This window comes from Dyella sp. 2YAF14 (genome assembly GCF_052114725.1).
Classification (GTDB): Bacteria; Pseudomonadota; Gammaproteobacteria; order Xanthomonadales; family Rhodanobacteraceae; genus Dyella.
Window position 1 is genome coordinate 945,972 of the sequence record NZ_JBFRFH010000001.1, and the last position, 25,969, is coordinate 971,940.

Annotated in this window: 33 protein-coding genes and 1 tRNA gene; 25 read left to right on the forward strand and 9 right to left on the reverse strand. The window is 64.7% G+C overall.

Annotation, left to right across the window (positions count from 1 at the left end):
• Positions 1–28 precede the first annotated feature (28 nt).
• The 8 genes from AB4Y82_RS04420 to AB4Y82_RS04455 form a co-directional block, all read right to left on the reverse strand.
• Positions 29–898, reverse strand: a complete 870-nt coding sequence (locus AB4Y82_RS04420) for a beta-lactamase induction protein (protein WP_441601927.1) — start codon at positions 896–898, stop codon at positions 29–31.
• A 130-nt stretch (positions 899–1,028) separates the two neighbouring features.
• Complete coding sequence (gene nudC / locus AB4Y82_RS04425) at positions 1,029–2,000, reverse strand: NAD(+) diphosphatase (protein ID WP_441601928.1); 972 nt, start codon at positions 1,998–2,000, stop codon at positions 1,029–1,031.
• A gap of 13 nt (positions 2,001–2,013) precedes the next feature.
• Positions 2,014–2,391: an iron-sulfur cluster insertion protein ErpA gene (gene erpA / locus AB4Y82_RS04430; RefSeq protein WP_441601929.1), complete on the reverse strand. Its 378-nt coding sequence runs from the start codon at positions 2,389–2,391 to the stop codon at positions 2,014–2,016.
• Between the two features lie 46 nt (positions 2,392–2,437).
• On the reverse strand, positions 2,438–2,860 hold the full coding sequence (locus AB4Y82_RS04435) for a bactofilin family protein (protein ID WP_441601930.1): 423 nt from the start codon (positions 2,858–2,860) through the stop codon (positions 2,438–2,440).
• Positions 2,847–3,599, reverse strand: a complete 753-nt coding sequence (locus AB4Y82_RS04440; RefSeq protein WP_441601931.1) for a DUF6776 family protein — start codon at positions 3,597–3,599, stop codon at positions 2,847–2,849. Before AB4Y82_RS04440 ends, AB4Y82_RS04435 begins: the two co-directional genes overlap by 14 nt.
• Before the next feature lie 105 nt (positions 3,600–3,704).
• Positions 3,705–4,175 carry a bacterioferritin gene (gene bfr, locus AB4Y82_RS04445; protein ID WP_204634695.1) on the reverse strand — a complete coding sequence of 157 codons (471 nt, stop codon included), beginning with the start codon at positions 4,173–4,175 and terminating at the stop codon, positions 3,705–3,707.
• Positions 4,176–4,313: 138 nt separating this feature from the next.
• Positions 4,314–4,514 (reverse strand): (2Fe-2S)-binding protein, encoded by a 201-nt coding sequence (locus AB4Y82_RS04450; protein WP_441601932.1) that lies wholly within the window; start codon positions 4,512–4,514, stop codon positions 4,314–4,316.
• A 168-nt stretch (positions 4,515–4,682) separates the two neighbouring features.
• A complete protein-coding gene (locus AB4Y82_RS04455; protein WP_441601933.1) occupies positions 4,683–5,240 on the reverse strand; it encodes an RNA pyrophosphohydrolase in 558 nt (185 codons plus the stop codon).
• Between the two features lie 183 nt (positions 5,241–5,423).
• Here AB4Y82_RS04455 and AB4Y82_RS04460 point away from each other — a divergent pair.
• From AB4Y82_RS04460 to AB4Y82_RS04545, 18 genes are all read left to right on the forward strand, one after another.
• Positions 5,424–5,500 (forward strand) — tRNA-Met (locus AB4Y82_RS04460).
• A 579-nt stretch (positions 5,501–6,079) separates the two neighbouring features.
• Positions 6,080–6,520 (forward strand): LuxR C-terminal-related transcriptional regulator, encoded by a 441-nt coding sequence (locus AB4Y82_RS04465; RefSeq protein WP_441601947.1) that lies wholly within the window; start codon positions 6,080–6,082, stop codon positions 6,518–6,520.
• 22 nt (positions 6,521–6,542) lie between these two features.
• Positions 6,543–6,836, forward strand: coding sequence for a hypothetical protein (locus AB4Y82_RS04470; protein ID WP_441601948.1), 294 nt, complete (start codon positions 6,543–6,545; stop codon positions 6,834–6,836).
• 254 nt (positions 6,837–7,090) lie between these two features.
• Positions 7,091–7,453, forward strand: coding sequence for a 6-carboxytetrahydropterin synthase QueD (gene queD / locus AB4Y82_RS04475; protein ID WP_441601949.1), 363 nt, complete (start codon positions 7,091–7,093; stop codon positions 7,451–7,453).
• 154 nt (positions 7,454–7,607) lie between these two features.
• Entirely contained in the window at positions 7,608–8,009 is a 402-nt protein-coding gene (locus tag AB4Y82_RS04480; RefSeq protein WP_441601950.1) for a phasin family protein, read from the forward strand.
• A gap of 220 nt (positions 8,010–8,229) precedes the next feature.
• Positions 8,230–8,622 carry a hypothetical protein gene (locus tag AB4Y82_RS04485; protein WP_441601951.1) on the forward strand — a complete coding sequence of 131 codons (393 nt, stop codon included), beginning with the start codon at positions 8,230–8,232 and terminating at the stop codon, positions 8,620–8,622.
• 3 nt (positions 8,623–8,625) lie between these two features.
• The gene (gene atpB / locus AB4Y82_RS04490) at positions 8,626–9,459 is read left to right on the forward strand and encodes a F0F1 ATP synthase subunit A (protein WP_441601952.1); all 834 of its coding nucleotides are present in this window, start codon (positions 8,626–8,628) and stop codon (positions 9,457–9,459) included.
• A gap of 77 nt (positions 9,460–9,536) precedes the next feature.
• Positions 9,537–9,803 (forward strand): F0F1 ATP synthase subunit C, encoded by a 267-nt coding sequence (gene atpE, locus AB4Y82_RS04495; protein WP_266159141.1) that lies wholly within the window; start codon positions 9,537–9,539, stop codon positions 9,801–9,803.
• Positions 9,804–9,915: 112 nt separating this feature from the next.
• Positions 9,916–10,386 (forward strand): F0F1 ATP synthase subunit B, encoded by a 471-nt coding sequence (locus tag AB4Y82_RS04500; RefSeq protein WP_441601953.1) that lies wholly within the window; start codon positions 9,916–9,918, stop codon positions 10,384–10,386.
• A gap of 3 nt (positions 10,387–10,389) precedes the next feature.
• A complete protein-coding gene (locus AB4Y82_RS04505; protein ID WP_441601954.1) occupies positions 10,390–10,923 on the forward strand; it encodes a F0F1 ATP synthase subunit delta in 534 nt (177 codons plus the stop codon).
• Between the two features lie 83 nt (positions 10,924–11,006).
• Positions 11,007–12,557 (forward strand): F0F1 ATP synthase subunit alpha, encoded by a 1,551-nt coding sequence (atpA, locus tag AB4Y82_RS04510; RefSeq protein ID WP_441601955.1) that lies wholly within the window; start codon positions 11,007–11,009, stop codon positions 12,555–12,557.
• Between the two features lie 90 nt (positions 12,558–12,647).
• Positions 12,648–13,574, forward strand: coding sequence for a F0F1 ATP synthase subunit gamma (atpG, locus tag AB4Y82_RS04515; protein WP_204634670.1), 927 nt, complete (start codon positions 12,648–12,650; stop codon positions 13,572–13,574).
• An 81-nt stretch (positions 13,575–13,655) separates the two neighbouring features.
• Complete coding sequence (gene atpD / locus AB4Y82_RS04520) at positions 13,656–15,068, forward strand: F0F1 ATP synthase subunit beta (protein WP_441601956.1); 1,413 nt, start codon at positions 13,656–13,658, stop codon at positions 15,066–15,068.
• 95 nt (positions 15,069–15,163) lie between these two features.
• Positions 15,164–15,589: a F0F1 ATP synthase subunit epsilon gene (locus tag AB4Y82_RS04525; protein WP_441601957.1), complete on the forward strand. Its 426-nt coding sequence runs from the start codon at positions 15,164–15,166 to the stop codon at positions 15,587–15,589.
• A 237-nt stretch (positions 15,590–15,826) separates the two neighbouring features.
• Positions 15,827–16,249, forward strand: coding sequence for a hypothetical protein (locus tag AB4Y82_RS04530; RefSeq protein WP_441601958.1), 423 nt, complete (start codon positions 15,827–15,829; stop codon positions 16,247–16,249).
• Between the two features lie 84 nt (positions 16,250–16,333).
• Positions 16,334–17,707 carry a bifunctional UDP-N-acetylglucosamine diphosphorylase/glucosamine-1-phosphate N-acetyltransferase GlmU gene (glmU, locus tag AB4Y82_RS04535; protein ID WP_441601959.1) on the forward strand — a complete coding sequence of 458 codons (1,374 nt, stop codon included), beginning with the start codon at positions 16,334–16,336 and terminating at the stop codon, positions 17,705–17,707.
• A 44-nt stretch (positions 17,708–17,751) separates the two neighbouring features.
• On the forward strand, positions 17,752–18,300 hold the full coding sequence (locus AB4Y82_RS04540; protein ID WP_441601960.1) for a hypothetical protein: 549 nt from the start codon (positions 17,752–17,754) through the stop codon (positions 18,298–18,300).
• A 146-nt stretch (positions 18,301–18,446) separates the two neighbouring features.
• A complete protein-coding gene (locus tag AB4Y82_RS04545) occupies positions 18,447–19,241 on the forward strand; it encodes a hypothetical protein (RefSeq protein WP_441601961.1) in 795 nt (264 codons plus the stop codon).
• Here the strand turns inward: AB4Y82_RS04545 and AB4Y82_RS04550 are convergent, their stop codons facing one another.
• Positions 19,242–20,228, reverse strand: a complete 987-nt coding sequence (locus tag AB4Y82_RS04550; RefSeq protein ID WP_441601962.1) for a chorismate transformation enzyme, FkbO/Hyg5 family — start codon at positions 20,226–20,228, stop codon at positions 19,242–19,244.
• Between the two features lie 91 nt (positions 20,229–20,319).
• On the opposite strand from AB4Y82_RS04550, the gene AB4Y82_RS04555 reads away from it, so the two are divergent.
• The 7 genes from AB4Y82_RS04555 to AB4Y82_RS04585 all read left to right on the forward strand — a co-directional run bounded on the left by AB4Y82_RS04555 (position 20,320) and on the right by AB4Y82_RS04585 (position 25,956).
• The gene (locus AB4Y82_RS04555) at positions 20,320–20,589 is read left to right on the forward strand and encodes a phosphopantetheine-binding protein (protein ID WP_046971235.1); all 270 of its coding nucleotides are present in this window, start codon (positions 20,320–20,322) and stop codon (positions 20,587–20,589) included.
• Between the two features lie 79 nt (positions 20,590–20,668).
• Positions 20,669–21,391, forward strand: coding sequence for a xanthomonadin biosynthesis protein (locus tag AB4Y82_RS04560; RefSeq protein WP_441601963.1), 723 nt, complete (start codon positions 20,669–20,671; stop codon positions 21,389–21,391).
• Complete coding sequence (locus tag AB4Y82_RS04565) at positions 21,388–21,687, forward strand: hydroxymyristoyl-ACP dehydratase (protein ID WP_441601964.1); 300 nt, start codon at positions 21,388–21,390, stop codon at positions 21,685–21,687. The genes AB4Y82_RS04560 and AB4Y82_RS04565 overlap by 4 nt, the downstream gene beginning before the upstream one ends.
• A complete protein-coding gene (locus AB4Y82_RS04570; RefSeq protein ID WP_441601965.1) occupies positions 21,684–22,649 on the forward strand; it encodes an LpxL/LpxP family acyltransferase in 966 nt (321 codons plus the stop codon). Before AB4Y82_RS04565 ends, AB4Y82_RS04570 begins: the two co-directional genes overlap by 4 nt.
• The gene (locus tag AB4Y82_RS04575) at positions 22,561–23,220 is read left to right on the forward strand and encodes a LolA-related protein (protein ID WP_441601966.1); all 660 of its coding nucleotides are present in this window, start codon (positions 22,561–22,563) and stop codon (positions 23,218–23,220) included. The genes AB4Y82_RS04570 and AB4Y82_RS04575 overlap by 89 nt, the downstream gene beginning before the upstream one ends.
• 2 nt (positions 23,221–23,222) lie before the next feature.
• Positions 23,223–25,538, forward strand: a complete 2,316-nt coding sequence (locus AB4Y82_RS04580; protein ID WP_441611127.1) for an MMPL family transporter — start codon at positions 23,223–23,225, stop codon at positions 25,536–25,538.
• Positions 25,522–25,956 (forward strand): phosphotransferase, encoded by a 435-nt coding sequence (locus tag AB4Y82_RS04585; RefSeq protein WP_441601968.1) that lies wholly within the window; start codon positions 25,522–25,524, stop codon positions 25,954–25,956. The genes AB4Y82_RS04580 and AB4Y82_RS04585 overlap by 17 nt, the downstream gene beginning before the upstream one ends.
• The last annotated feature ends 13 nt before the right edge of the window (positions 25,957–25,969 follow it).

A 25,969-nucleotide genomic window follows, 5' to 3' on the forward strand; every position in this document is an offset into this window, starting at 1 on the left:
CACCGGTCCCGTGCGATCGCCCGCTTGATCAGCCCATCCAGCCAGCCAGTACGATCAGGGCCACGACACTGAGCCACGCCAGCAGTGCGCGCAGCAAGGCGCCGCGCAGGCGGATGAGTTCGGCCAGCGTATCGATGCGTTCCTCGGCGTAACCGTCGCCTGCTTCGATATCCACCTGCACATCCGCACGCGCGGCAGCGCCGAGGAAACCCGGGCCTTCCACGTACCAGCGGTTGGGCGGCTGTTGCTGGTGCCAGTGCTTCCACGCGCCAATCACTGCATCCCAATGGCCAACCAGGGCGAGCGTAAACACCATCAGCTGCGCCGGCAGCCAGTCGGCCACGTTGGCGAAGGCACGGGCGGCATGGCGCGCGGCGGTGTCCAGGCGCAGGGTCTGGTCACGGCCCAGTGTCTGCGCCAGGCGATAGAGCAGTGCGCCGGCAGGACCGAGCAGGAAGAACCACAGCAGCACGCCAAAGCGTCGGCGCAGCGCGGCATAGGCGGTCGCTTCACCAAGTGCGAGCGCATTCCAGGCCACCGGCTCGCCGTCGTCCGACAACGCCTGGGCGGCGGCTTCGCGTGACGGCTGGTCGGGTGCCTTGATGATGGCTTCGAGATCCGCTTCGTACGCGTGCGGACCGAAGCAGTACAACAGCACCACCAGGGCAAAGATCAGGCGAAAAAGATCGCTGCCCGGCAACAGGTCGATCAGCCATATCGCGATCAGGCACAGCACCACCGGCACGCCCAGGGTCACCGCGACGCGCGCCGGTCCGCTGGTGTCACCCAGCTGCGCCACCCAGCGCCGGAAGCCGCCGTCGCCGCGCCAGTGCGCGAGCTGCGGCATGACATGCACCAGGCCAAGTGCGATGAGTGCAGATAGCAAACTGACAGCCATGAACGCGTTACTCCCGGTCGATGGGCGCATTGTAGGACAACGCTGTGACGGGTCAGTGGGTACGCAGCCGGGCGTGCTGCTGGTCATTGCGGCGCAGGCCGGAACGACAGCCAGGGAGGTCCGGAAAACCTCAGCCCTTGCGCTGCGCGACCAACTCATCGAGCTCCAGGCCCGCCTGTTGGCGCAGCCAGTGCTCGAGCAATCGGTAAGACACCGACAGCGGCAACGAAGGCAGGAAGCTGCCATCGGCGATGCCGTCGACGATGTCCTGCGGCGTAAACCAGCGAGCCTCTTCCAGCTCTTGATCGCGCAAGCGGATGGTGCGTGACAGCGCCTTTGCCGTGAAACCCACCATCAGCGATTGCGGCAGCGGCCATGGTTGCGACGAGTGATAGTGCACCTCGCCCACGGTCACGCCGGATTCTTCCGCCACTTCGCGGCGCACCGCATCTTCCAGTGATTCGCCAGGTTCCACAAAGCCCGCGAGCGTGGAATAACGGCCCTTCGGCCAGCCGGCCTGGCGACCGAGCAGGCAGGCGCCCTGGTGTTCCACGATGACGATGACGGCGGCATCCGTGCGCGGAAAATGCACGCGTCCGCATTCGGCATTGGTGCACTGCGCGCGATGACCCGACGCCACCAGCACCAGCGGCGAGCCGCAGTAAGGGCAATGTCGTGTTTCGCGCTGCCAGTGCACCAGACCCTTGGCGTAGGCGAAGAGACCCGCTTCGTCGGCGGGCAGCAACAGACCGATATCGCGCAGGCCGCCGCGGCGGGCACCGAGAGCCAGTTCCAGCGCTGCCGCACGTTCCGCCTCGTCGATCGCCAGCAGGAAACGCGGCTGCTCGTCCGCCAGGCCCATGAAGCTGGCCTTGATGTCGCCAAGCAGACGCTCGCGCTCGGCGCTGTCCAGCCAGCGCAGCGTGTCGCTATCGGGTAACAGGTAGGTCTGGCCGAGCGGGTCGATCAGCAGGTAGCGCGCGTTCTCGGATGCGCCCAGCTCGTTCACCCACATGCCTTCGTCGCGCCGTTCGGCGACGCGATCGAGGATCAGGCTGAGTCCCGCGAAAGTATTGGGTCGCGCCAAGGTGATGCGATCCATGCCGTGACGACTCTCAGGTGGAGAAGGACGAGCCGCAGCCGCAGGTGCTCTTGGCATTGGGATTGCGGATGACGAACTGCGAGCCGCTCAGGCTTTCCGAGTAGTCGATCTCGGCGCCGGTGAGGTATTGCAGGGACAGCGGGTCGACCAGCAGGGTGACGCCCTCGCGGTCGATCGCGAAATCGTCTTCGGCCTGGGCTTCGTCAAAAGTGAAGCCATACTGGAAACCCGAGCAGCCGCCGCCGGTGATGTACACGCGCAGCTTCAGCTCCGGGTTGCCCTCTTCCTGGATGAGTTCGTGCACCTTGCGGGCCGCCGCCTCGGTAAACACCAGGGCAGAGCCGGCGCTGCGGTAATCGGGAACGATGGGGAGAGAGACGACGGTATCCATGATGCTCAAGTGGGGATGCGACAACGCGTACGCAAGGATACCGCGATCAGGCCGGTACGGCTTCGGCGTCCCGCATCGACGGCGCCGGCAGCTCGCGAGTCAGCTCGGCGGCCTGGTGGCTCATCCGCCCGTTGACCTGCGCGCCGGCGGCCATTTCTAGCGTTTTGTAGTGAACGTCGCCGATCACGCGCGCTTCGGGCGCCAGTTCCAGGCGGTCGCTGGCATGGATGTCGCCCCTCACTTGCCCGTTGATGATGGCGTGGGGGACATGGATCTCGCCCTGTACGTGACCGTTCTCGCTCAAGGTGAACACGGCGCCTGCTTCATCGGCCAGCACCGAACCGACGATCTGGCCGTCGAGGTGCAGCGCGCCGCTGAAGCGCACGTCGCCGTGGACCACCGTGCCGCGGGCGATCAGGCTGGTGTCGTGGCTGTTGGGTGCGCGCTCGCTGCGCTTACGGTTGAGCATCTTGTTCCCCTTGGGTCGGTGTCAGGTGGCCCGACAGCGCCTCGCCCCAGGCGACCGCGCGGGTGACCGGGTCGTCCCCGGCTGGCTGGGCCTTGATGATCAGGCGGGTGGGCCGAAAATCGGTGGGCAACACGATGGTGCCCTGCAGCTGCTGGAAATATTTGAAGCGGAAAGGCATGCCGTCGCGCTGCGCGTTGTCGCCCAGCGCCGACCAGTCGAGCTGGATCACCTTGTCGCCGCGCAGGCCCTCGACACTCACGCTGGCGTTGCCGGTGACATCGTCACCGCGCTTGGCATTCTGGGTGAGGCTGAGCGTGAGGTTCCACGCGTGCGAATTGTCCACCGGCTGCAGGCGTACCTCCTGCACCTTGAGTCCCTCGCGCTGGGCATCGCCGCCGGTCAGGCGGGAGTAAAAGCCCAGGTCGGCGCGCAGGCCGCTGATTTCCTCTTCGCGCTCGCCCAGCGTCTTGCGCAACGAGCGCGTGGCGATGTCGGCCACCTGGCCCGCTCGCTGCAGGTTGGCCACCTGCTGCTGGAGGTCGTCGTTCTGCTGGGTCAGCGCCTTGAGCTGGCGCGCTTCATTGGCGGCCGGGGTGGCGCGGTGGGCAAGGCCGCCCACCACCAGGGCGACGATGACCAGGCTGGCCAGCCAGGCTGCGCCTAGCCACAACGCGCGGCGCCGCCCGACGGACGCGTCGTGCGGACGTACCACGAAGCGCGGCGGTGGGCGTGAAGCCATGCTTGGCTATCCGGGGGAAAGGCCAAGGTATAGCCCCGCTGTGTAGAAAGCGTCAAGGAACGGCGGCACGCTTTGCGCGCCGCTCCGGGGGTGCCAAATGGCCGATCAGCTGTCGATCTTGGACTGCAGGTAGCGCTCGGCGCTCAGGTCCTTGATCAGGCTGAACTGGGTTTCCAGCCAGTCGATGTGTTCTTCCTCGTCATGCAGGATGTTCTTGAACAGGTCGCGGCTGACGAAGTCGGCAATGCTTTCGCTGTGGACAATGGCTTCGCGCAGATCCTTCACGGCGGCCATTTCCAGGTCCAGGTCGCCCTGCAGGCATTCCACCGGGTTTTCGCCGATGCGCAGCTTGCCCAGGTGCTGCAGGTTCGGCAGCCCGTCGAGGAACAGAATGCGCTCGACCAGGTTGTCGGCGTGCTTCATTTCCTCGATCGATTCCTTCCTCTCGTGCTCCGCCAGCTCGTCGTAGCCCCAGTCCTTGTACATGCGGTAATGCAGCCAGTACTGGTTGATCGCGGTCAGCTCGTTGTAGAGGACCTTGTTGAGGAATTCGATAACTTTCGCGTCGCCCTTCATGGGAAGTCTCCTTCAGCGCAGAGGGCGACTATACGGCGAGTTTTTCAGCCATGTCGGAACGAGAATGACTAAGAGTTGCGCATGCAAAAACGCGCAGCTAATGCCGCGCGTTTCGGGGGAGATCTGTGGGGTGCCGGGTCAGGCGATGGCGACTACTGGCAGGGTCGACATGACGTGCTGCACCGCCTTGTCCAAGGTGGCGCGCGCTTCCTGTTCGCAACAACCGCAGCAGTCCGAACAGCCCGTGCGAGCCTGCAGCTCGGCGAACTGATGGACGCCTTCGCTGGCGGCCCGGCGGATGTCGCCGTCGGTGACGGCGTTGCACATGCAGATATACATGGCACATATGGGAACGCAAATGCGAATGATTGTCAACTCAGAACTCGTGTCGTTCCCGGCGGGGTGATTCAGCTGCCGTCAGGGTTGGTGAAGAAGGCAAGCGGGCGAATACCGCTCTGCCGTGGGCGAACCTGGGCATCGGCTGTGGGCGAGCCGGCTGGCGGCCCGTCAGGCCGCGGCCTTGCCCTTGCGGGGGGTATCGCCCGCGTCCGGACCGTCGCGGTGCGGCAGGTCACCCAGCTGGACGCTCAGCAGGGTCTCCACCAGCGGCGCAAAGTGGCGCAGCGCGCGTTCGTAGACCTGGCGCTTGAAGTTGACCACGTGGGCGGCCGGGTACCAGAAATCCACCCAGCGCCAATGGTCGAATTCCGGCTTCTCGCAGGCATCCAGACGCAGCGCTTCCTCGCTGCCCACCAGGCGGAGCAGGAACCACACCTGTTTCTGGCCGATGCAGGTCGGGTGCTGGTGGTGGCGTACATAGCGGCTGGGCAGGCGGTAGCGCAGCCAGCCGCGGGTCACGCCGATCACTTCCACATGGTGCGCGGCCAGGCCGGTTTCCTCTTCCAGCTCGCGGTACATCGCCTCCAGCGGCGTCTCGTCGCTGCGCATGCCGCCCTGGGGGAACTGCCAGCCATCACGATTGACGCGGCGCGCCCAGAACAGCCGGCCGTCCGCATTCAGCAGAACGATGCCCACATTCGGACGATAGCCATCGACGTCGATCATGTTGCCTCCTGGAGCCGGGCGGATACGGCGGACTACAGGAAACCACCGCGGCTCGGAGTCGATTCAAGCACAGCGCAGGAAGCGGGGGCAACCGGCCCCCTTGAACCGGAAGGCGCTGACAACTAAACTGCCGGGCCCTGCCTGGTCGACCTCACGTCGACAACCCTGGCAGGCGGCACCCAAGGCTATGTAGCTCAGCCGGTTAGAGCACAGCACTCATAATGCTGGGGTCGGTGGTTCGAGTCCACCCATAGCCACCATCGATCCGATGGTCCCAATCTCCCTGAATCCAGCGGCAAGTCTGTTCTCCGCCCGTTTCGTGACGGGACGGGAGCGAGCCGTCGTCGTGTCTCGGATCTTCGCCGCGCCGCTCCCCCTGGCTTATCTGTTCCGCATTCAGTCGATCGCGGCATCAAGATCAAAACCGCCCCGTCGTGTTGCCTCCGCGTGTTGCCCTCGCCAATAAGCGCTCCCTCTGTGATGAAGGGCGACGCATCGCGCGCTACGCGCTGCCCTAAGTAGTGGAGTGGCTACTCCCCAGCGCGGATAGACGCTCTCCTGACCCGTTGTCAGTTTCATCGCGTACCCATCCGTCGACGTCTTCGGCGCGCGGACATCGAGCCACCGTTTGTTTTTGAAAGCACCGATGCGGATCGACAAGTTGGCTGCAACAGTGCGGAGCACCATGGAAAAGAGGTCGGTCATGCCGGCCGGACACTGCGTCGCGATGACGCGTCATCGAGCGTGCCCCGTCGCCATCAGCGTAGCGAGGGATCCGTCACCCGCCCGATGCCGTGTTCTGGCGTCAGTTCCACCACGTCGCTGTTGGCATCACATCCATGATGGTTCCCCAATCCAGTTTCCGGTTATCCATGCTCACCAAGCGCGAGTACGAGATCCTGCGCCTGATCGCCTGCGGCATGAGTTCGCTCACGATTGCCGCGGCATCGGGCATTTCCATCCATACCGTGCGCCAGCACCGCACCAATATGCGCACGAAGATGGCCATGCGCCATCCGGGCGCGCTGATCCGCTACGCCATTCTTCATCTGGGTGAGCGCCGGTCGGACGATGCCAGCGACAGCCGCGATCTGCTCAGCACACGCGAGCGCGAGATCTGTCGGCTGGCGGGGACAGGCGTGTCCAACGACGATATCGCCGCGCGCCTGAGCATCTGTCCGATTACCGTGCGCAAGCATCGTCAGAACGCGATGCGCAAGTTCGGTGCGCAGAGCACCGCAGATTTCATCCGGCGTGTCGCCCATGCCTTCGTCGAATGAAGCTTATTTGGGGCAGCCCTGCGTGAGCGGTTCACGCCTGCCATTGCGGCCGCCCGACTTCGTCGCGCTGCTTGAGCCCAGGGGGCGCGACGATGAGGCCTTGCCAGCAGGCGTGTGGGACACCGTGCTCTATGTGCAAAGCCACTGCTGGAGTGCGCAGGCGCGTCTACTGGCGTGGTCCGACGATGCAGGCCGCGTCGCTGAAGTGTGGCTGCGCCATCGGCAGAGTGCGCGGGCCGTGTTTGCACCCCGCGCGGAATTCCAGTTTTGGTACCGAGGCGCGCGCACGAACGCGCGCGTGATCGTCGTCGTGTGATTCATCACCTGGCGCGGCAAGCACGCCATCGCCGTGTGCAATCGCACCACACAGGTGCTGCCTGCCAAGGCCGGCCCCGCTGCGATGCCCCTCGCTTAAGAAGTCGCAGTCAGCGCAAAACCGCGCCTGCCCGGCATTCCGGGCTCTTTTCCACGAGCGGTGGGCCGAGTCGATCCTTGAAGCTCCGATTCCTCCCGCGCTTCGGCAAGCTGCCGCTGGAGTGGGTGTAAGCCGCCAGGCGCTAGAATGGCCGCATGCATATCTTCAAAGAATTCCACATCGAGGCGGCTCACCGCCTGCCGAACGTGCCGCCGGGCCACAAGTGCGCGCGGCTGCACGGGCATTCGTTCCGTATCCAGATCCACGTCGAGGGCGAGCCTGATCCCACGCTGGGCTGGGTGATGGACTTCGCGGACGTCAAAGCGGCCTTCGCGCCGCTGTTTGACCAGCTCGACCATCATTACCTCAATGACATCGAGGGCCTGGAGAATCCCACCAGCGAAGTACTGTGCCGCTGGATCTTCAAGCGCCTGCAGCCGGCCCTGCCGGGTCTGGACAAGGTGGTGGTGCACGAGACCTGTACCTCGGGTGCCAGTTGTAGCCGTGACAGCTTTTGACGCGTCGCAATAAATGAGCGTTTGACTGTAACGGATTGGTAATCTTGAATTTTTCATGACACGTGTTCGTGTTCAGGAAAAATATATTGCAATGCACAAAATGATTTGGTAGGGTAGCCGCCACTACCCCTAATCCCGTCGAGGGACCCAAGTCATGACGCAGCAACTGAACTCCCAGGTTTTCGCCTACGCCAAGCAGCTGGCCGATAGCGCCTTCAAGGCACAGTCGGTGGCCTTCAAGGGTTTGGAGCAGGTCGCCGATCTGCAGATCCGTGCGCTGGAAAAGCAGACGGAAGCTGCGGCTGACTTCTTCAGTGGCGCCCTCGAGACCCGCGATATCGACGGTTTCCGCGTCCTTTGGGAAAAGGCAGCTGCCGCCGGTCGTGAAAACGCCGAGCGCGCCGTGGCCGTCACCCAGGAAATCATCGCCGTGACGCAGAAGACCGCCGAATCGCTCAGCGCGCTCGCGCAGGAGCAGCAGCAGGCTGCCAACGACGCCGTGGCCGCTCCGGTTGCCGCCGTCAAGAAGGCCGCTGCCGCCGCTGGCGCCAAGTAAGACCGCTTAGCGACGCAGCGCTTCTTCCCCCCAGTTGCGTCTAAGGGCCGGACGGTTGTCCGGCCCTTTTTCTTTCGTGAGTTCTCACGACGGCTGCTAGTTTTGTGAACAGATCGGCCTGTGGACAAGATGTCGCGCCAGCCGCGGCTTGTCGCTGTAAATGCCCCGCTGATATACTTTTTGGGATTGGACCGTGGCCCGCAGCTGGTTCGGTGCCGCCTTGAGCGAAGCCGCGCGGGAACATCACGTGATCAACAGTCTTGCTTCCGGTCGTCGTCTGGCACTGCGCATGATTTTGCTGCAGCTCGCCGTGGCGGTGGCCGTCGGTCTCACCTTCCTGATGCAGGGGCCCCGCGAAGCCGTGGCGGCCGCTGCAGGCGCCACGCTGGTGGCGCTGGGTTCCGCGCTGCTGGCGTGGCGCTCCTTCAAGGGGTTGGGTGGGGGAGGCACGGCCATGTGGCACGTGATGTCAGGTTTGGTCCTGAAGTGGATCGTGATCTTCGGAGGGCTGATCGCGATCCTGGGTCAATGGAAATTACCGCCACTAGCTGCCATCACGGGGCTGGTGGCTGCTTACGCAATAAATCTGCTGGCGTTCAGATTCAAGGGCTAACACATGGCAAGCGAGCCGCAGGGCGGACTAACTGAGTACATCCAGCATCACCTTCACCACAATGTGGTGAGCCTGGGTGATGGTGCGTTCATGAAGATCCACGTCGACTCGCTCGTCGTGTCCTTCGTGCTGGGTGCCCTGTTCTGCCTGTGGTTCTGGCTGAAGGCCCGCAAGGCGACTTCGGGCGTACCGTCCAAGGGCCAGGCCTTCGTCGAGATCATCGTGGAGTTCGTCGACACCCAGGTGAAGGACACCTTCCACGGCGATCGCCGTACGGTGACCCCGCTGGCGTTGTCCATCTTCATGTGGGTCGTGTTCCTGAACACGATGGACCTGTTGCCGCTGGATGCGCCCGGCTGGGGCGTGAAGACCATCGCCGGTGCCGAGGTTGCTCACCACACCTTCTTCCGCTGGGTTCCCACCGCCGACATCAACACCACCATGGGCCTGGCCCTGGCCGTGTTCTTCATCGTGCTCGCGCACGGCATGAAGGCCAAGGGCGTGGGCGGCTTTGGCTGGGAGCTGATCACGGCGCCGTTCCATGCGGACAACGTGGTCGTCAAGATCATCCTGATGCCGTTCAACCTCGCGCTCAACGTCATCGAATACCTGTCCAAGCCGGTCTCGCTCGCCATGCGACTGTTCGGCAACATGTACGGCGGTGAGCTGGTCTTCATGCTGATCGCGGGCCTGTTCGCGGGCTGGATCAGCTTCCTGCCGGGTGTGCTGTTCAACACCGTATGGGCGATCTTCCACATCCTGATCATCCTGCTGCAGGCGTTCATCTTCATGATGCTGACCATCGTCTACATCGCGACGGCGCGTGAGCATCACTAAGTTTCGCTTTACTCCAAGTTTCGCTTCATCTTTCTTGTTCCAACCAACAACCCGTTATCGATTCACAGGAGAACACCATGGAACTCATCGCACACGTGCAGGGCCTGACCGCCATTGCCATCGGCATCATCATCGGCCTCGGCGCTCTGGGCGCTTGCTTGGGTATCGCCATCATGGGTTCCAAGTTCCTTGAGTCCGCCGCACGTCAGCCGGAGCTGGTGCCGCTGCTGCAGGGCCGCATGTTCCTGCTCGCCGGCCTGATCGACGCTGCGTTCATCATCGGCCTGGCCGTTGCGCTGCTGTTCGCCTTCTCGAACCCGCTGATCAGCGTCCTGCCGCACTAAGTATTCGCTTGGCCGCAAGGCCGATCGGAGAGCGGGTTAGGTGGTGCCGCGGCGAATCCAAAGCCGCGGCTTCACGTCAGCTTCAACGCGTTCGGGAGTATTTGGAAAGCTCATGAATATCAATCTGACTTTCCTGGGCCAGATGGTTTCTTTTGCCATCCTGGTCTGGTTCACCACCAAGTTCATCTGGCCGCAGCTCAATCACGCGATTGAAGAGCGCCAGAAGAAGGTTGCCGATGGTCTGGCCGCCGCTGAAAAGGCGCGCGCCGAACTCAAGGACGCCGACGCCAAGGTGGCCGTCGAGATCAAGCAGGCCCGTCAGCAGGCCAACGAGATCATCGAGCGAGCACAGCAGCAGGCCAACCAGATCGTGGACAAGGCTCGCGCCGAAGCCGTGACCGAGGCCAGCCGTCTGAAGGCCGCCGCTGCCGAGGAAATCGTCAGCATGCAGCAGCGTGCGCGCGAAGAACTGCGTGGCTGGGTCGGCCGTCTGGCGGTCCAGGGTGCGGAGAAAATCGTGCAGCGCGAAGTCGACGTCAACGCCCACAAGGCGATGCTCGACCAGCTCGCGGCCGAGATCTAAGCCATGGCACAGGCAATCACCCTCGCCCGTCCGTATGCGCGTGCCGCCTTCGAGGTAGCCCATGCGGCCGGCTCGCTGGGCGCATGGTCGCAGGCGCTGGCCTTTGCCGCGGAAGTGGCAAAGGACTCGCGCGTGGCCGGTTTCGGCAACGATCCGCGCGTGACGTCGGACCAGCTGGTCGCGTTGCACCTGCCGCAGGGCATGGCTGCCGACGCGCCGTTCGCCCGTTTCCTGGGTGAGCTGGCCGAGCACCGTCGCATGGCGCTGCTGCCGGAAATCGCCGCGCTGTACGAACAGTACAAGCGCGAATCCGAATCGCAGCTGTTGGTGAAGGTGACCAGTGCATTCGCGCTGGATGCCGCCCAGGCTGAACAGCTGAAGGTGTCGCTGAAGCGTCGCTTCAAGCGCGAGATCGAACTGGAAACCCAGGTCGACGCCTCGCTGCTGGGTGGCGTGGTGATCGATACCGGCAGCGAAGTGATCGACGGTTCGGCTCGTGGACGTCTGGCGCGCATGACCCGCGCCTTGACTGCCTAAAAATTTAAGCGAAGTCCGTTTCGCGAAGAGCCCCGCCCGCGGCAGGCGCTTCAAAAAAGACTCAAATCTCAGGATATCGACCCATGTCCAGCTCCACCTTGAACCCGTCCGAGATCAGCGAACTGATCAAGACCCGCATCGAGCAGTTCAAGCTCGGCGCGGAAGCACGTAACGAAGGCACCATCATCAGCGTGTCCGACGGCATCGTGCGCATCCACGGCCTGGCCGATGTGATGCAGGGCGAAATGATCGAACTGCCGGGCAACTCCTATGCGCTGGCGCTGAACCTCGAGCGCGACTCGGTGGGCGCCGTGGTGCTGGGCGAATACCAGCACCTGCGCGAAGGCGACACCGCCAAGACCACCGGCCGCATCCTCGAAGTGCCGACCGGTCCGGAGCTGCTGGGTCGCGTGGTCGATTCGCTGGGCAACCCGATCGACGGCAAGGGCCCGCTGAACGCCAAGACCAGCTCGGCCATCGAAAAGGTCGCGCCGGGCGTGATCTGGCGTAAGTCGGTCGACCAGCCGGTGCAGACGGGCTACAAGTCCGTCGACTCGATGATCCCGATCGGCCGCGGCCAGCGCGAGCTGATCATCGGCGACCGCCAGACCGGCAAGACCGCGCTGGCCATCGACGCGATCATCAACCAGAAAGATTCCGGCATTAAGTGCATCTACGTTGCCATCGGCCAGAAGCGTTCGTCGATCGCCAACGTGGTGCGCAAGCTCGAAGAGAACGGCGCGCTGGCCAACACCATCGTGGTGGTGGCTTCCGCTTCCGAGTCGGCCGCGCTGCAGTACATCGCGCCGTATTCGGGTTGCGCCATGGGCGAGTACTTCCGCGACCGCGGCGAAGACGCGCTGATCATCTATGACGATCTGTCCAAGCAGGCCGTGGCCTACCGCCAGATCTCGCTGCTGCTCAAGCGCCCGCCGGGCCGCGAAGCCTACCCGGGCGACGTGTTCTATTTGCACTCGCGTCTGCTCGAGCGTGCGGCTCGCGTCTCCGAGGAGTACGTCGAGAAGTTCACCAACGGTGAAGTGAAGGGCAAGACCGGTTCGCTGACCGCGCTGCCGATCATCGAAACGCAGGCCGGTGACGTGTCCGCCTTCGTGCCGACCAACGTGATCTCGATCACCGACGGCCAGATCTTCCTGGAAACCGACCTGTTCAACGCCGGCATTCGCCCGGCGGTGAACGCCGGTATCTCGGTGTCGCGCGTGGGCGGTGCCGCCCAGACCAAGATCGTCAAGAAGCTGTCCGGCGGCGTGAAGCTGGCCCTGGCGCAGTTCCGCGAGCTGGCTGCGTTCGCGCAGTTCGCCTCGGACCTGGACCCGGCCACCCGCGCCCAGCTGGACCGCGGCCAGCGCGTGACCGAGCTGATGAAGCAGGCGCAGTACGCGCCGCTCTCCATCGCCGAACTCGCACTGTCGGTGTACGCCGCCGAGAAGGGCTACCTCGACGACCTGCCGGTCAACAAGGTGCTGCCGTTCGAGAAGGGCCTGCACGCGTTCATGCACCAGAACCACGGCGAGCTGATGAAGAAGATCGTCGCCACCGGTGACTGGAACAACGACATCGAAGCCACCTTCAAGTCCTCGCTCGACGAGTACAAGAAGACCGGCAGCTGGTAAGCAATAAAGGGTGTACGGCCGTCCAGACGGCCGTACCGCACTCCGGTCAGCTGACCGGGATCGCACTAACCCAGATAGGTTGAGGCAAACGTGGCAAGCGGACGCGAAATCAAAACCAAGATCAAGAGCACGCAGAACATGCGCAAGGTGACGCGCGCGCTCGAGATGGTCTCGGCCTCGAAGATCCGCAAGGCGCAGGATCTGATGAAGGCCTCGCGTCCCTATGCGCGTGCCATGCGCAAGGTGATCGCGCACGTGGCCCAGGCCAGCACCGACTTCAGCCATCCGTTCCTGCTGGAGCGCGAGAAGGTGCAGCGCGTCGGCTTCCTGGTGGTCAGCACCGATCGCGGTCTGTGCGGCGGCCTGAACTCGAACCTGTTCCGTCGCCTGCTGCCGATCATCCGCGAGTGGCAGGACAAGGGCGCGGAAATCGACGTCGTCGCCGTCGGCCAGAAGGCCACCCAGTTCTTCCGCCGCATCAAGGGCGTGAACCTGATCGGCAGCGTCACCCACCTGGGTGAGAAGCCGAAGGTCGAGAGCCTGATCGGTGTGATCAAGGTCATGCTCGATGCCTACACCGAAGGCAAGCTCGATCGCGTGTTCCTGGCCCACAACGACTTCATCAACACCATGACGCAGAAGCCGGCGGTCCACGCACTGCTGCCGCTGCCGGTGGTGGCACAGGAGATGGTCAGCGGCGAAGGCAAGCCGAACTCGCCGGATTTCCCGGTGGCGGGCCTCAAGCTCGAGCAGAAGCACGACTGGGATTACATCTACGAACCCGATGCCGCCACCGTGCTTGAGCACGTGCTGGGTCGTTACATCGAGTCGGTGGTGTACCAGGGTGTGCTGGAAAACCTCGCCAGCGAGCATGCCGCGCGCATGGTCGCGATGAAGAGCGCATCCGACAACGCCAACAAGGTGATCGGCGAACTGACGCTGATTTACAACAAGGCGCGCCAGGCGGCGATCACGCAGGAAATTTCCGAGATTGTTGGTGGTGCCGCGGCGGTATAACCGGCGCTGTAGCCCAAAATTATTTTGGCGACGCATAGCGGCGCCGCAACAGACACTAAAAGATCCATCCGGAGCACATCCATGAGTCAGGGCAAAGTTGTACAGATCATCGGCGCGGTCATCGACGTGGAGTTCGCACGCGATCAGGTGCCGCAGGTTTACGACGCGCTGAAGGTCGACGGCACCGACATCACGCTGGAAGTCCAGCAGGTGCTGGGTGACGGCATCGTCCGTACGATTGCCCTCGGTTCCACCGATGGCCTCAAGCGCGGCCTGGTGGCCCGCAATACCGGCGAAGGCATCAAGGTGCCGGTCGGCAAGGCCACGCTGGGTCGCATCATGGACGTGCTCGGCAATCCCATCGACGAAGCCGGCCCGATCGGCGAGGAAGACCGCTGGGTCATCCATCGCGAAGCCCCGAGCTACGACGACCAGGCCACCGCCAACGACCTGCTGGAAACCGGCATCAAGGTCATCGACCTGATCTGCCCGTTCGCCAAGGGCGGCAAGGTCGGCCTGTTCGGCGGCGCCGGCGTGGGCAAGACCGTGAACATGATGGAGCTCATCAACAACATCGCCAAGGCGCACTCGGGTCTGTCCGTGTTCGCCGGCGTGGGCGAGCGTACCCGCGAGGGCAACGACTTCTACCACGAGATGAAAGACTCCAACGTGCTCGACAAGGTCGCGATGGTGTACGGCCAGATGAACGAGCCGCCGGGCAACCGTCTGCGCGTCGCGCTGACCGGCCTGACCATGGCCGAGTACTTCCGCGACGAGAAGGACGCGTCGGGCAAGGGCAAGGACGTGCTGCTGTTCGTGGACAACATCTACCGCTACACGCTGGCCGGTACCGAAGTGTCCGCGCTGCTCGGCCGTATGCCGTCCGCCGTGGGTTACCAGCCGACGCTGGCCGCCGAAATGGGCGTGCTGCAGGAGCGCATCACCTCGACCAAGACCGGTTCGATCACCTCGATCCAGGCCGTGTACGTGCCCGCGGATGACCTTACCGATCCCTCGCCGGCGACCACATTCGCCCACTTGGATTCGACCGTCACGCTGTCGCGTAACATCGCCTCGCTGGGTATCTACCCGGCCGTGGATCCGCTGGACTCGACCAGCCGCCAGCTCGATCCGGATATCGTCGGCGCCGAGCACTACGACGTGGCCCGCCGCGTGCAGGGCACGCTGCAGCGCTACAAGGAGCTCAAGGACATCATCGCGATCCTGGGCATGGACGAGCTCTCCGAAGACGACAAGCAGGCCGTGTCGCGCGCCCGCAAGATCGAGCGCTTCTTCTCGCAGCCGTTCCACGTGGCCGAAGTGTTCACCGGCTCGCCGGGCAAGTACGTGCCGCTGAAGGAAACCATCCGCGGCTTCAAGATGATCGTGGACGGCGACGTGGACCACCTGCCTGAGCAGGCGTTCTACATGGTCGGCGGCATCGACGAGGCCATCAAGAAGGCCGAGGAAATGGGCGCCAAGAAGGCGGCCTGATCCCTGTGAGGCATCACGGTGAAGCGCGCAGGCCGCACTTCACTTAGCTCCACACAGCATCGTCTGCTTTTCACCGAACGCACCGGAATACCGTCATGAGTCATACCCTCCGTGTCGACATCGTCAGCGCCGAAGCCGAGATCTTCTCCGGCGACGCGCAGCTCGTGGTCGCCACCGGCGAGATGGGCGAACTGGGCATCGCGCCCCGCCATGCGCCGCTGATCACCCGCCTGAAGCCCGGCCACGTGGATGTGGTGCTGGCCAATGGCGAGCGTCAGCAGTTCTGGGTGTCCGGCGGCATCCTGGAAGTGCAGCCGCAGGTTGTCACCGTGCTGGCCGATACCGCCGCACGCGCCTCCGACCTGGATGAAGCCGCCGCCCAGCGCGCCAAGCAGGAAGCGGAAGACGCCCTGGCCAATCGCACCGACGCGGTCGAGATCGCCGAGGCGCAGGCCAAGCTGGCCCAGGCCATCACCCAGCTGCAGGCGCTGGAGCGCATGCGCAAGACGCTCAAGCACTGAGCAAGCTTGCCCGGGTAGCACCCCGCAGAACGCCGGCCCTGGGCCGGCGTTTTTGTTTATGCTGAGGCTACTCGACAGCGAGGGGGCTACGACATGGATGCGAAGCAGCAAGCTGATTGGCACAGGTTCCCAAGGTTCCTGTTGGTCGCGTTGATCGCTTCGCTGGCCGGGTGCGCGAACGCACCTCACGCCACCTCGACCAAGCCGTCCACTGAAGGTGACACCTCGTATAGGTCCGTGGCCAAGGACGATATGCAGCACTACCAGCTCGCCATGGGTGAGATCTCTACCGGGGCGATTCCCTGGGATCATCCCTCGCCGCCGTACCCGGCCGCCCTGCTCGATCAGCGCCTGCCGCCACAGGAGGTGGAGGCCACGCTTGTCGTCAACGAAGCAGGCAAGGTGGTCGAGGTACGCATCACCGATGAGGCGCAGGCCGATGCGCAGATCCGCCTGTTCGATCAGGCCGTGCGTGAGACCACCATGCAATGGACGTTCGAGCCGCTGCGTTTCAGCCAGTGGGCCGCGGATGCCAACGGCAATAGTCATCAAGTGAGCAGCCAGACGCGCCCCTTCAGTCTTGACTACGTGTTCCGCTTCGCCTGGAAAGACGGCAAGCCGGTTGCCGATGCCAGCGCGGCCAAACACGCCCTGCCATAGCCATAGGTTCTACATCCTCAGGGCCTTAGGGCACTGAGCCTCGGCTGCTATCCTCCGCCGCTAGTCAAGGACAGGTTGGATCCCATGCTCAAGACCACGCCGTTGCACGTCATCGTTCTCGCCGCCGGCGAGGGCAAGCGCATGAAGTCGAAGAAGGCCAAGGTGCTGATGCCCCTGGCCGGCCGGCCCCTGCTTGCCCACGTGCTCGAGGCGGCGCGTGCATTGCAGCCGAAGGCGATCCACGTGGTCTATGGGCATTGCGGCGACCAGGTGCGTGCGGCGTTCGAGGGCCAGGACGACCTGCACTGGGTGCTGCAGTCGCAGCGGCTAGGCACCGGCCACGCCGTGCGCGAGGCACTGCTGGAAGTGCCCGACGACGTTACCGTGCTGGTGCTCTACGGCGACGTGCCGCTCACGCGTACGCAGACGCTGGAGGCCCTGGTACGAGCCGAAGGCACGGTGAGCCTGCTCGCCACGCGCGTCACCCATCCGCACGGCTACGGCCGCGTCCTGCGCGACGGCAACGGCTTCGTGCGCGCCGTGGTCGAAGAAAAGGATGCCGACGACGCACAGCGCGCGATGAACCTGATCAATACGGGCATCCTGGCGGCCGATGCAGTCGCCTTGAAGCGATGGACGTCCAAACTCGATCGCAACAATGTGCAGGGCGAGTACTACCTCACCGACATCTTCGCCATGGCGGCCGGCGAAAATCGCGCGGCAGCCTGCGTGGAATGCGAAGACGAATTCGAGACCGCCGGCGCCAACAATCCCTGGCAGCTGGCGGAGCTTGAGGCTCAGTACCGTTCGCGTGCGGCCCAGGCGTTGGCGCTGGAAGGCGTGCGCATCGCCGATCCGCTGCGCATCGATGTGCGCGGCAAGGTCAGCGCCGGCATGGATGTCGAGATCGACGTGAACGTCGTGCTCGAAGGCGACGTGCAATTCGGCGATGACGTACATATCGGCCCGTTCACGCGCCTCAAGGACGTGAAGCTAGCCAGCGGCACCGTGGTGCAGGCGCACTGCGACCTCGAAGGCGTGGTGACGCACGGGCCCTGCACGATCGGCCCGTTCGCGCGACTGCGTCCGGGCACGGAGCTGGCGGCGGGCGTGCACATCGGCAATTTCGTCGAGACCAAGAAAGCCGTACTCGGCGAGGGCAGCAAAGCCAATCACCTGAGCTATCTGGGCGACACACTGATCGGCCGCGGCGTGAACATCGGCGCCGGCACCATCACCTGCAATTACGATGGCGCCAACAAGCACCTCACCGTGATCGGCGACCGTGCCTTCATCGGTTCCAACAGCGCGCTGGTCGCGCCAGTCACCGTGGGCGAGGATGCGACGATCGGCGCCGGTTCGGTGATTGGCAAGGAGGCGCCAGCCGGCGAGCTGACCATCGCACGCGCCAAGCAGGTAACGCTGCATGGTTGGAAGCGACCGACCAAGCAGTCGTGAAGGATTGCCGCCGCCCGGCGTCTTGGCCCAATCACGGAGTAGTCATGCGCATCGAAATGTCGATCGGTACGTTGCTCGGGTTGCTGCTGTTGAATGCCTGCGCCAGTTCGCCCAGCGGCGATGCAGCGGTGCAGCTGTTTGGCGCGCAGGACGCGCCACGGTTTCACGCCTATCTGGCATGCACCAGCAGCACGGTCGATTGCGCCATCGTGGAGCGCGCGTTCGACCGCTGGGCGGACGACCGGCACGTCGCGCTGGAAACGGTGGCGTCGGACAACCGGGTCTTCATGACGGGCACGCCGTCGCCCACTGCGGAGCAGGCGCAGCCGTACCGCATCACCATGCGCTACGTGCCTGACTTGTCCGCGCCGGCCAACCCCATGGGCGGCGGCAGCATGCGTCCGATGATCAGCTACAACGCGACGGTGCACGTGTTCGATGCGAGCACGGGGCGCTTGTTGAAGACCATGTCGTTCAAGGACAAGGCCATCATCGACCAGGACAGCGGGCAGGCCAATCCGTATATCAACGGTCAGGTGCGCGCGTTCCTGCATCAACTCGATCCTGCTTACGCGAAGACCTCCGCCTCTTGATCCATCGCGCGCGTCCTCGCCGGCAAGTGCGGCTAGCAACGGCCCGGCCAGAAACAGATGCTGCCTCACACCGGACTTTTGACCGACTCGCGCGCTGCCGGCGCACGCGTATAAGCTGCTAGCCGCTGACGCGACAGGGGGTGGTCATGCGCTTTCGGTTCCGACACGCGGTTGCGCTCGTCGCCACCGCCTTGCTGTGGGGAATGATGCCGCAGGTTCATGCGGCGGCGGGCGTGCGCGAGCTGCCCGCCACGCCTGAGATACGGTCGGCGCCAGGAACCGATTACGCCTTGCGCACGCTCTCGTTTGGCGGCGTCACCGCCACACTGATCGACGTGCATTCGGGCGCGGGTGACTGGACGCGTCCGGACCCGGCGAAACTGCCTGCGCTGCCAAGCTCACCATCGCCTGCGAAGGACGCCGTGCAGTGGTTTTATGGCGATGTGGCCGGGTGGATGGCGGTGCCCCAGGGCTGGCGCGTGCAGCGTGCCACCATCGGCGTGGACGCCAATGCGCACTACACCTTCGCTGCGCCCGAAGGTGCGGCCTCGGGTTGGGTCACCTATACCGTGATTCCTGCCTGCGAGGAATGCCTGTTGCAGGAGTCCGAAGCCCTGCTGCCAGGTGCAGGCGAACAACTGGGGGCCAGGCACGACGCCACGCCGATCTATCTGGGCCAGACCAATCCCGTGATGAGCTGGCAGTCCCGCCCGGATGACTGCACGGCGCTGTTCCGCTATCGCCTCGGTGGGCTGACGGTGCACGCGGCCGTGTTGAGCAGCGTGCCGGTGTCAGCGCTGGAAACCGGCAAAGCAGCACTCGCGCTCGCCGATGTCTATGCGGCGCTGCCTGCGGCCAAGTCCGCGCTGGCGGATTTCATGGTGGGAGGGTTCCGCCAGGCGTTTCCTGCCTGCCGTTCACCGCAGGGATGGTCGGGCTGATCAGGCGTAGCGCCAGCCGTCGATTTCCACCAGCAGCTCGCTGCGGCAGATATCGCCGTGCAGCAGCAGCACCGGCACGCCGGCCAGCCGTTGCTGCAGGAATTCGCGCACCACGGGCGCATCCGTCGGGTGGCGCACATACGCCTTGAGCGGCGACTGCGTGTCGAAGCCGGCCGGCATGTTTGCGCTTGAGAGCAGGGCTTCAAGGTTCACCAGGGTTTCGTCCAGCTGCGCGAGCAGATCATCCTCGTGCGCCGACGCGTGACCCACCACGGCGGCCGTGCCGGAGATGGCGAGCGCGTCCTGGCCCGGCAAGGTCATGGCCCGGGCGAAGCTGGGCGGCGTGCGACCGTATTGGCGTGGGTATCGCCAGGCACTCACCTGGCGGGGATTCTCTACGCGTTCGCCCGGCTCGTCGCACGCCAGCAGGTAAACCTGCAGGCGCGGCGCCGAGGCGTGGTGGCCGATGGCGGTGGCGGCGGGAAATCCGTCAGCGAAAAAGCTGGCCATGCCCTCGGCGCGGCCTTCGCAGAATTGCTTGTAGCGCTCGCTGTCGCCGGCGCCGTCATTGATGTCGACCAGGTAGTTCCAGATGCGCTGCACGTGGCGCTCGCGGCGCGTGGCGACAAACTCGCATAACTGCGCGTAAGCGGTCGCCGCCGCGGCGCGCAGGCCGCCATGGAGGTTTTCATCCAGTGTGATGGCGGCGAACAGCCAGCCGTCACCGCTCGACCATTGCAGATCGCCCACCCGCCCCTGCGTCACGGGGCCATCGACCTGCCAGATCTCCAGCGGCGTCGGAGCGTCAAAGATTTCCAGGTCGACCGGCAGCCAGCGGGGATCGATGCTGCGCGCGGCGCCGGTGCCGAAACCGAATACGGCGAGCGTGCCGGCATCCTGCAAGACTGCATCCGGATCGACCCACCGGTAGGACACCTGCGGCGCGCGACGCAGCGCCGGCCTGACGTTTTCACAACCCTGAACCATGGGCATCCAACCGGAGACTCTGGGACGCTATGGTACACTGGCCGGCCTGCGGCTCTGGGGGAGAGACGCAAGAATTCGGGTACGGAAAGGCATGGCCGAGCAGAGCACCGCACAACACGAACTGGCCACGCTGATCGTGGACAGCCTCAATCTGGAAACCGTCACGGCCGACCAGATTGACCCCGATGCACCGCTTTTCGGCGGCGATCTGGGCCTGGACTCCATCGACGCCCTGGAAATCGCCCTGGCCGTGTCCAAGCGCTACGGCTTCCAGCTGCGCTCGGACAACCCCGAGAATCGCAAGATCTTCACCAGCCTGCGCACGCTCTCCGAGCACATTGAACGGCAGCGCGCCGTTTAATATCCATCGGGCATGATGTACCGCGCACGCGGCAGACTTAGGTCGACGCGGTTTCATCGTCATGCAGGCTGAGCAACCCATGTCGTCACCAAACGCAGCTTCACCGAAATCGACGTCGCGGCGCTGGATGCCGCTGATGTTCGGCTATCCGGTGCTGGCGATGGCTGGCGTGCTGACCCACCGCCAGGGCTTCTCGCTGGCGGCCTGCGCCTTGCTGCTTACCGTGTTGATGATTCCTGCGCTGGCTACGCGCCGCGCCATGCCGTGGATCGTATGGACAGGTACGCTGGCGGCCATGGCCTGGCTGTGGCTGCACGGCATGGTGGGCCTGCTGCTGGAATGCGTGCCGATCGCCATCAATATCCTGCTGGCCTCGCTGTTCGGCCGCACGCTGCGGGCAGGCCAGACGCCGCTGATCGCGCGCTTTATCGAAGCATTGGAAGGTCCTGAGCGACTGGCTGTACCCGGCATTGCGCCGTATGCGCGCCACCTCACCTGGTTCTGGACGCTGCTCACGGCAGCACAAGCCCTCGTGCTGGCCGTCTTGCTGCTGTGTGCGGAACCGGGCGGCCTGCTTGGCTCGCTGGGCATCACCTCGCCCTGGCCGGTGCCGGCGGGCATCGCGCAATCCTATGTGCATGTAGGTGGCTACGTGTTGATCGCCAGCGCTTTCCTGCTGGAGAACCTGTTCCGCCGCTGGCATCTGCGTCATGTGCACCACCCACGCTTCCACGAGCTGGCCATGGGCATCGCGGCGCGCTGGCCGGCGCTGGTGCGCGGCGACGATTCGGCCTCGCCATGAGTCAGGCGGCCTTTCAGCGCGTGTTTCGGGTGAGCGCGGATCATGCCTGCCTGCCGGGTCACTTCCCCGGTTCACCATTGGTGCCCGGCGTCATGCTGCTCGAAGAGGTCGCACTGGCCTTGCGCGATTGGCGCGGCCAGCGGCTTGCGCGCGTGCTGGAAGCAAAGTTTGTCGCGCCGCTCCTACCGGAACAGGAAGCGCGGATCGCGCTCATCGAAGCCCAGGGCCGCGTACGTTTTGAGATTCATCGCGGCGACGATCTGCTCGCGCGAGGCTCCATCGAGGGAACGATATGAGCGAACACTGGCAGAGTCGCCCTGAAGGCGGCGGACGCTTTGCGTTGTGGCTGATCCGCAGCATCGCCCTGTACGGCGGTCGTCCGCTCGCCCGGCTGATCCTGTATCCGATCACGCTCTATTTCTATCTGCGTCGCGGGCCCGAGCGCGTCGCATCGCGCCGTTTCCTCGAGCGCGTGCTGGACAAGCCGATCACGCCCTGGCACGTGATGAAGCACATTCACTGCTTCGCATCGACCATGCTGGATCGTGTCTTCCTGCTCGCCCGCGGCGAGAAGGGCTTCGACGTCACGGTGGAGGGCCTGGAGCAGCTGGAGGCCAGCTTCGCCGAGGGGCGCGGCGTACTCCTGCTTGGCACCCACCAGGGCAGTTTCGAGGCCTTGCGCACGCTGAGCTCGCGTCGCCCGGATACGCATCTGCGCGTGGTGCTGGACAAGCAGAAGACGCCGGCCTTGACCCAGTTGCTCGAGGCGCTCGCACCCGACGTGGGCGCCAGCGTCATCGATGCTTCCGCGGGTGGTACGTCGATCACGCTGGCGATGGCCGAGGCCTGCCAGCAAGGCGCCATGGTCGCCCTGCTGGCCGATCGCGGACGCGAACACGAAGTACTGCGCCGCACGCCGTTGCTGGGTGAGCCCGCGCCGTTTCCGGTCGGCCCCTGGCTGCTCGCGCACAGTTTGCGCGTGCCGGTGGTGCTGTGTTTTGGGCTATATGAAGGCGGCAATCGCTATCGCCTGATTTTCGAGCCGTTTGCCGACCGCATCGAGATTCCACGACAGGATCGCGCCCAGGCGCTGGACGCCGTGATCGCCCGTTTCGCCCATCGCGTGGAACACTACATCCGTGTCGCCCCCTACAACTGGTTCAACTTCTATGACTTCTGGCAGCAAGACGTGGACACTGCTGTGCGCCCTGACGCTGTCGCTGTGCGCGAACACGAACGCGAACGCGTCGGCGCCTGAAGACGCCGCCACGGCACGCGCGCTGGTGGCCTCGCTGGGCCGTCCGGCGCCTGCCCGCACGCCGTTTGCCGAAGCGCGCTTCATGAAGATGCTGGACAAGCCGCTGGTCGTTTCCGGGCAGCTGGCGTGGCTGGGTGGCGACAAGCTCGAGCGCACGGTCGAACATCCCACGCGCGAAGTGTCGACCATCGGCGATGGTGAAGTAACGCAACAGCGTGAAGGCCGTTCATCGCGAAGCTTTTCGCTGAAGCGCGCGCCACAGCTCCAGCTGCTGCTGGATAGTTTTGTTGCGCTGCTGGGCGGCGATGCATCTCGCCTGGAGCAAGCGTTCACCGTGCAGCACAGCGCCGATGGCGACGATCACTGGACGCTCACCCTGACCCCGCGCGACGCGAAACTCGCGCAAACGGTGAGCCGCATCGACATCGACGGCAGCGGCAACGAGCCGCACTGCATGCGCATGCAGGAAGCCGATGGCGACCTCGCCATCGACCTGCTCGGCGACTACGCCGCCAAGATGCCGACGGCGCCTACGCGCGACGCACTCACCGCACTCTGCAGGGGCAGCTGAGCGTGCGTCGCAGCCGCGTGACGCTGCTGGTGCTCTGGCTGGCGACGCTCGCCGCGCTTGGCCTGTTCGTTACGCGACACCTCACGGTGAGTACCGACCTGCGCAGCTTCATGCCTGCGCCGACCACACCCGATCAACGCCTGTTGATGGAGCAGGTGGGCGAGGGACCGGGTTCGCGCCTGCTTTTGCTCGCCATCAGCGGCAAGTCCGATGAGCAACTGGCCGGGCTGAGCCAGCAACTCGCCGTGGCGCTGCGCAAAGATCAACGCTACACGCAGGTGCTCAACGGCAGCTTCGACATGGGCGCACTCGACGACGCCCTGCTGCCTTATCGCTATCTGCTCTCGCCCACGCTGGATCATCAGCGCTTGGATACCGCGTATCTGCGCGACGAGCTGGAACAGCGCCTGGACGATCTGTCGTCGCCCGCGGCGTCACTGCTGAAGGGACTGTTGCCGCGCGACCCCACCCTGGAAGTGCTCAAGCTGGCCGAGCGCTGGTCGCCGCCGAAGTCGCCCGAGCTCGTGCAGGGCGTGTGGTTTTCGCCACAGCACGAGGCCTTGTTGCTGGTGCTGACGCAGGCGGCAGGTTTCGATCCCGACGCGCAGTCGCAGGCCATCGATGGCATCCACCGTGCCTTCGATGCCTTGCCCGATCACGCGGGTGGCTCGCTGGTGGTCAGCGGGCCGGGGTACTTCAGCGTGGTGGCGAGCGCGCAGACGCGCGGGCAGGCGGAGTGGATCGGGCGTATCTCGACGGTGGGTTTCATCGTGCTGCTGTTGCTGGCGTATCGCAGCATCGGCTCGTTGCTGTTCTCGGCCTTGCCGATCGCCAGTGCGGCGCTGGCGGGCATTGCCGCGCTCGTACTGCTGTTTCCGCAGGTGCATGGCATCACGCTGGCGTTTGGCTTCACCCTGCTCGGTGTGGCACAGGAGTATCCGATACGCGTGCTGAGTCATCGCCGCGCCGGCGAAAGCGCCGTGCAAAGCGTGCGTGACCTGTGGCCGCTGCTGCTCACGGCGATCGCTTCGGCATGCATTGCCTATGCGGCGTTCTTTGCATCCGGCGTGAATGGCCTCAAGCAATTGGCCGTCTTTACCATCACAGGTTTGTTGGTGGCCGGCTTCAGCACACGCTACCTGTTGCCCTATCTGCTGCCGGAGCGCGTGCACGATGTCGCCGCGATGGGCTGGCTGATCCGCGCACGCGACATCGTGGACCGCCTGCCGCGACCGCGTTGGATTCCCTTGCTGGTGGCCATCGCCAGCGTGCTGATGCTGGTGTTTGCGCAGGGCCCGTTCTGGCAGAACGACTTGTCGGCGCTTACGCCGTTGCCGCGCGATCTGCTGATGCGTGATGCACGATTGCGCGAGGCCCTGGGCGCGCCCGATGTGCGCTATCTACTGGTGCTGCAGGCGCCCGATGAGCAGGCGGTATTGGCGCTTTCGGAAAAACTCGAGCCCGCCGTGGATGCCTTGGTGGCCCGCCACGCCGTCGATGCGATCGAACTGCCTTCACGCTATCTGCCCAGCGATGCAGTGCAGCGCGCGCGGCAGCGGGCGTTGCCCGATGCGCAAACACTGAAAAGTGCGCTCGACGAAGCCGAGCAGGGCATGCCGTTCCAGCCGGGCCTGTTCCAGCCTTTCCTCGACGATGTGGCGCAAGCACGCAGCTTGCCCGTGCTGACGCCGGAGCGCTTTGCATCATCGCCATTGGGCCAACGCCTGTCGGCCATGCTGATGCAGCGCGATGGTCATTGGCTCGGCCTGGGCACGCTTACTGGTGTGCACGACTTGGCTGCCCTGCAGTCGCTCGCGCGCGACAGCGGCGGTTCGGTGCGTCTGCTCGACCTCAAGGGTGCCGCTGAATCGCTGGTGGTGGATTACCGTGCGCGCATCCTGCACGCCTTGGTCGGCGCAACGCTACTGCTGGTCATCGCGATCGTGGTTGCCTTGCGCAGCGTGCGCAGGGCCTGGCACGTGCTGGCCCCAATGACACTGGCAACTTTCCTGGTGCTGGCCGTGGAACGTGTGTCAGGCGTGGAGATCTCCCTGTTCCATCTCGTGGCGCTGATCCTCGCGGCGGGGCTTGGCCTGCACTATGCGCTGTTCTTCGAGCGCGACACCGGCGACGCCGCCGAGCAGCGCCGCACGCTGCATGCGACCCTGGTCTGCGTGCTGTCCGCGCTGCTGGTCTTCGGCATGCTGGCCTGGAGCACCATTCCCGTCTTGCGCGCGATCGGCTTGACCGTTGCCCTGGGCGTCGCATTTCACTTCTGTCTTTCGATCCTGATGGCACCGCATGCTCGCCAAGACTGACTGGGCCCACCTCATTCCGCATCAGGGCGCGATGTGCTTGCTCGATGCCGTGGTGACGTGGAACCAGACGACCATCCACGCCATCAGCGAGAGTCACGCGTTGGCAGACCATCCGCTGCGCGGCGGTGCTGGCCTGCACGCGGTGCATCTGGCCGAATACGGCGCGCAGGCGATGGCGGTGCATGGCGCCCTGCTGGCGCGCGAACGGGGTGCGAGTGAGGCCAGGCCCGGGCGTCTGGTCAGTCTGCGTGACGTGTCGCTGGCCATCGAATGGGTGGATCCTTCGCAAGGGCGTTTGGACGTCCATGCCCAAAGCCTCTACGCTGACGATGCGGGCGCACAATATGCCTTTCGCGTCGAACAGGGCGGCCGCTTGCTGGTGAGCGGCCGCGCTGCCGTCATTCATCCTCTTCCCTGATGCCGAGGCGGCC

Excerpts from the sequence above, each read along its gene's own strand:
- AB4Y82_RS04420 (WP_441601927.1), bottom strand. The coding sequence starts at position 898 with ATGGCTGTCAGTTTGCTATCTGCACTCATCGCACTTGGCCTGGTGCAT.
- nudC (WP_441601928.1), bottom strand. The coding sequence starts at position 2,000 with ATGGATCGCATCACCTTGGCGCGACCCAATACTTTCGCGGGACTCAGC.
- erpA (WP_441601929.1), bottom strand. The coding sequence starts at position 2,391 with ATGGATACCGTCGTCTCTCTCCCCATCGTTCCCGATTACCGCAGCGCC.
- AB4Y82_RS04435 (WP_441601930.1), bottom strand. The coding sequence starts at position 2,860 with ATGCTCAACCGTAAGCGCAGCGAGCGCGCACCCAACAGCCACGACACC.
- AB4Y82_RS04440 (WP_441601931.1), bottom strand. The coding sequence starts at position 3,599 with ATGGCTTCACGCCCACCGCCGCGCTTCGTGGTACGTCCGCACGACGCG.
- bfr (WP_204634695.1), bottom strand. The coding sequence starts at position 4,175 with ATGAAGGGCGACGCGAAAGTTATCGAATTCCTCAACAAGGTCCTCTAC.
- AB4Y82_RS04450 (WP_441601932.1), bottom strand. The coding sequence starts at position 4,514 with ATGTATATCTGCATGTGCAACGCCGTCACCGACGGCGACATCCGCCGG.
- AB4Y82_RS04455 (WP_441601933.1), bottom strand. The coding sequence starts at position 5,240 with ATGATCGACGTCGATGGCTATCGTCCGAATGTGGGCATCGTTCTGCTG.
- AB4Y82_RS04465 (WP_441601947.1), top strand. The coding sequence starts at position 6,080 with ATGATGGTTCCCCAATCCAGTTTCCGGTTATCCATGCTCACCAAGCGC.
- queD (WP_441601949.1), top strand. The coding sequence starts at position 7,091 with ATGCATATCTTCAAAGAATTCCACATCGAGGCGGCTCACCGCCTGCCG.
- AB4Y82_RS04480 (WP_441601950.1), top strand. The coding sequence starts at position 7,608 with ATGACGCAGCAACTGAACTCCCAGGTTTTCGCCTACGCCAAGCAGCTG.
- atpB (WP_441601952.1), top strand. The coding sequence starts at position 8,626 with ATGGCAAGCGAGCCGCAGGGCGGACTAACTGAGTACATCCAGCATCAC.
- atpE (WP_266159141.1), top strand. The coding sequence starts at position 9,537 with ATGGAACTCATCGCACACGTGCAGGGCCTGACCGCCATTGCCATCGGC.
- AB4Y82_RS04500 (WP_441601953.1), top strand. The coding sequence starts at position 9,916 with ATGAATATCAATCTGACTTTCCTGGGCCAGATGGTTTCTTTTGCCATC.
- AB4Y82_RS04505 (WP_441601954.1), top strand. The coding sequence starts at position 10,390 with ATGGCACAGGCAATCACCCTCGCCCGTCCGTATGCGCGTGCCGCCTTC.
- atpA (WP_441601955.1), top strand. The coding sequence starts at position 11,007 with ATGTCCAGCTCCACCTTGAACCCGTCCGAGATCAGCGAACTGATCAAG.
- atpD (WP_441601956.1), top strand. The coding sequence starts at position 13,656 with ATGAGTCAGGGCAAAGTTGTACAGATCATCGGCGCGGTCATCGACGTG.
- AB4Y82_RS04525 (WP_441601957.1), top strand. The coding sequence starts at position 15,164 with ATGAGTCATACCCTCCGTGTCGACATCGTCAGCGCCGAAGCCGAGATC.
- glmU (WP_441601959.1), top strand. The coding sequence starts at position 16,334 with ATGCTCAAGACCACGCCGTTGCACGTCATCGTTCTCGCCGCCGGCGAG.
- AB4Y82_RS04540 (WP_441601960.1), top strand. The coding sequence starts at position 17,752 with ATGCGCATCGAAATGTCGATCGGTACGTTGCTCGGGTTGCTGCTGTTG.
- AB4Y82_RS04545 (WP_441601961.1), top strand. The coding sequence starts at position 18,447 with ATGCGCTTTCGGTTCCGACACGCGGTTGCGCTCGTCGCCACCGCCTTG.
- AB4Y82_RS04550 (WP_441601962.1), bottom strand. The coding sequence starts at position 20,228 with ATGGTTCAGGGTTGTGAAAACGTCAGGCCGGCGCTGCGTCGCGCGCCG.
- AB4Y82_RS04555 (WP_046971235.1), top strand. The coding sequence starts at position 20,320 with ATGGCCGAGCAGAGCACCGCACAACACGAACTGGCCACGCTGATCGTG.
- AB4Y82_RS04560 (WP_441601963.1), top strand. The coding sequence starts at position 20,669 with ATGTCGTCACCAAACGCAGCTTCACCGAAATCGACGTCGCGGCGCTGG.
- AB4Y82_RS04565 (WP_441601964.1), top strand. The coding sequence starts at position 21,388 with ATGAGTCAGGCGGCCTTTCAGCGCGTGTTTCGGGTGAGCGCGGATCAT.
- AB4Y82_RS04570 (WP_441601965.1), top strand. The coding sequence starts at position 21,684 with ATGAGCGAACACTGGCAGAGTCGCCCTGAAGGCGGCGGACGCTTTGCG.
- AB4Y82_RS04575 (WP_441601966.1), top strand. The coding sequence starts at position 22,561 with ATGACTTCTGGCAGCAAGACGTGGACACTGCTGTGCGCCCTGACGCTG.
- AB4Y82_RS04585 (WP_441601968.1), top strand. The coding sequence starts at position 25,522 with ATGCTCGCCAAGACTGACTGGGCCCACCTCATTCCGCATCAGGGCGCG.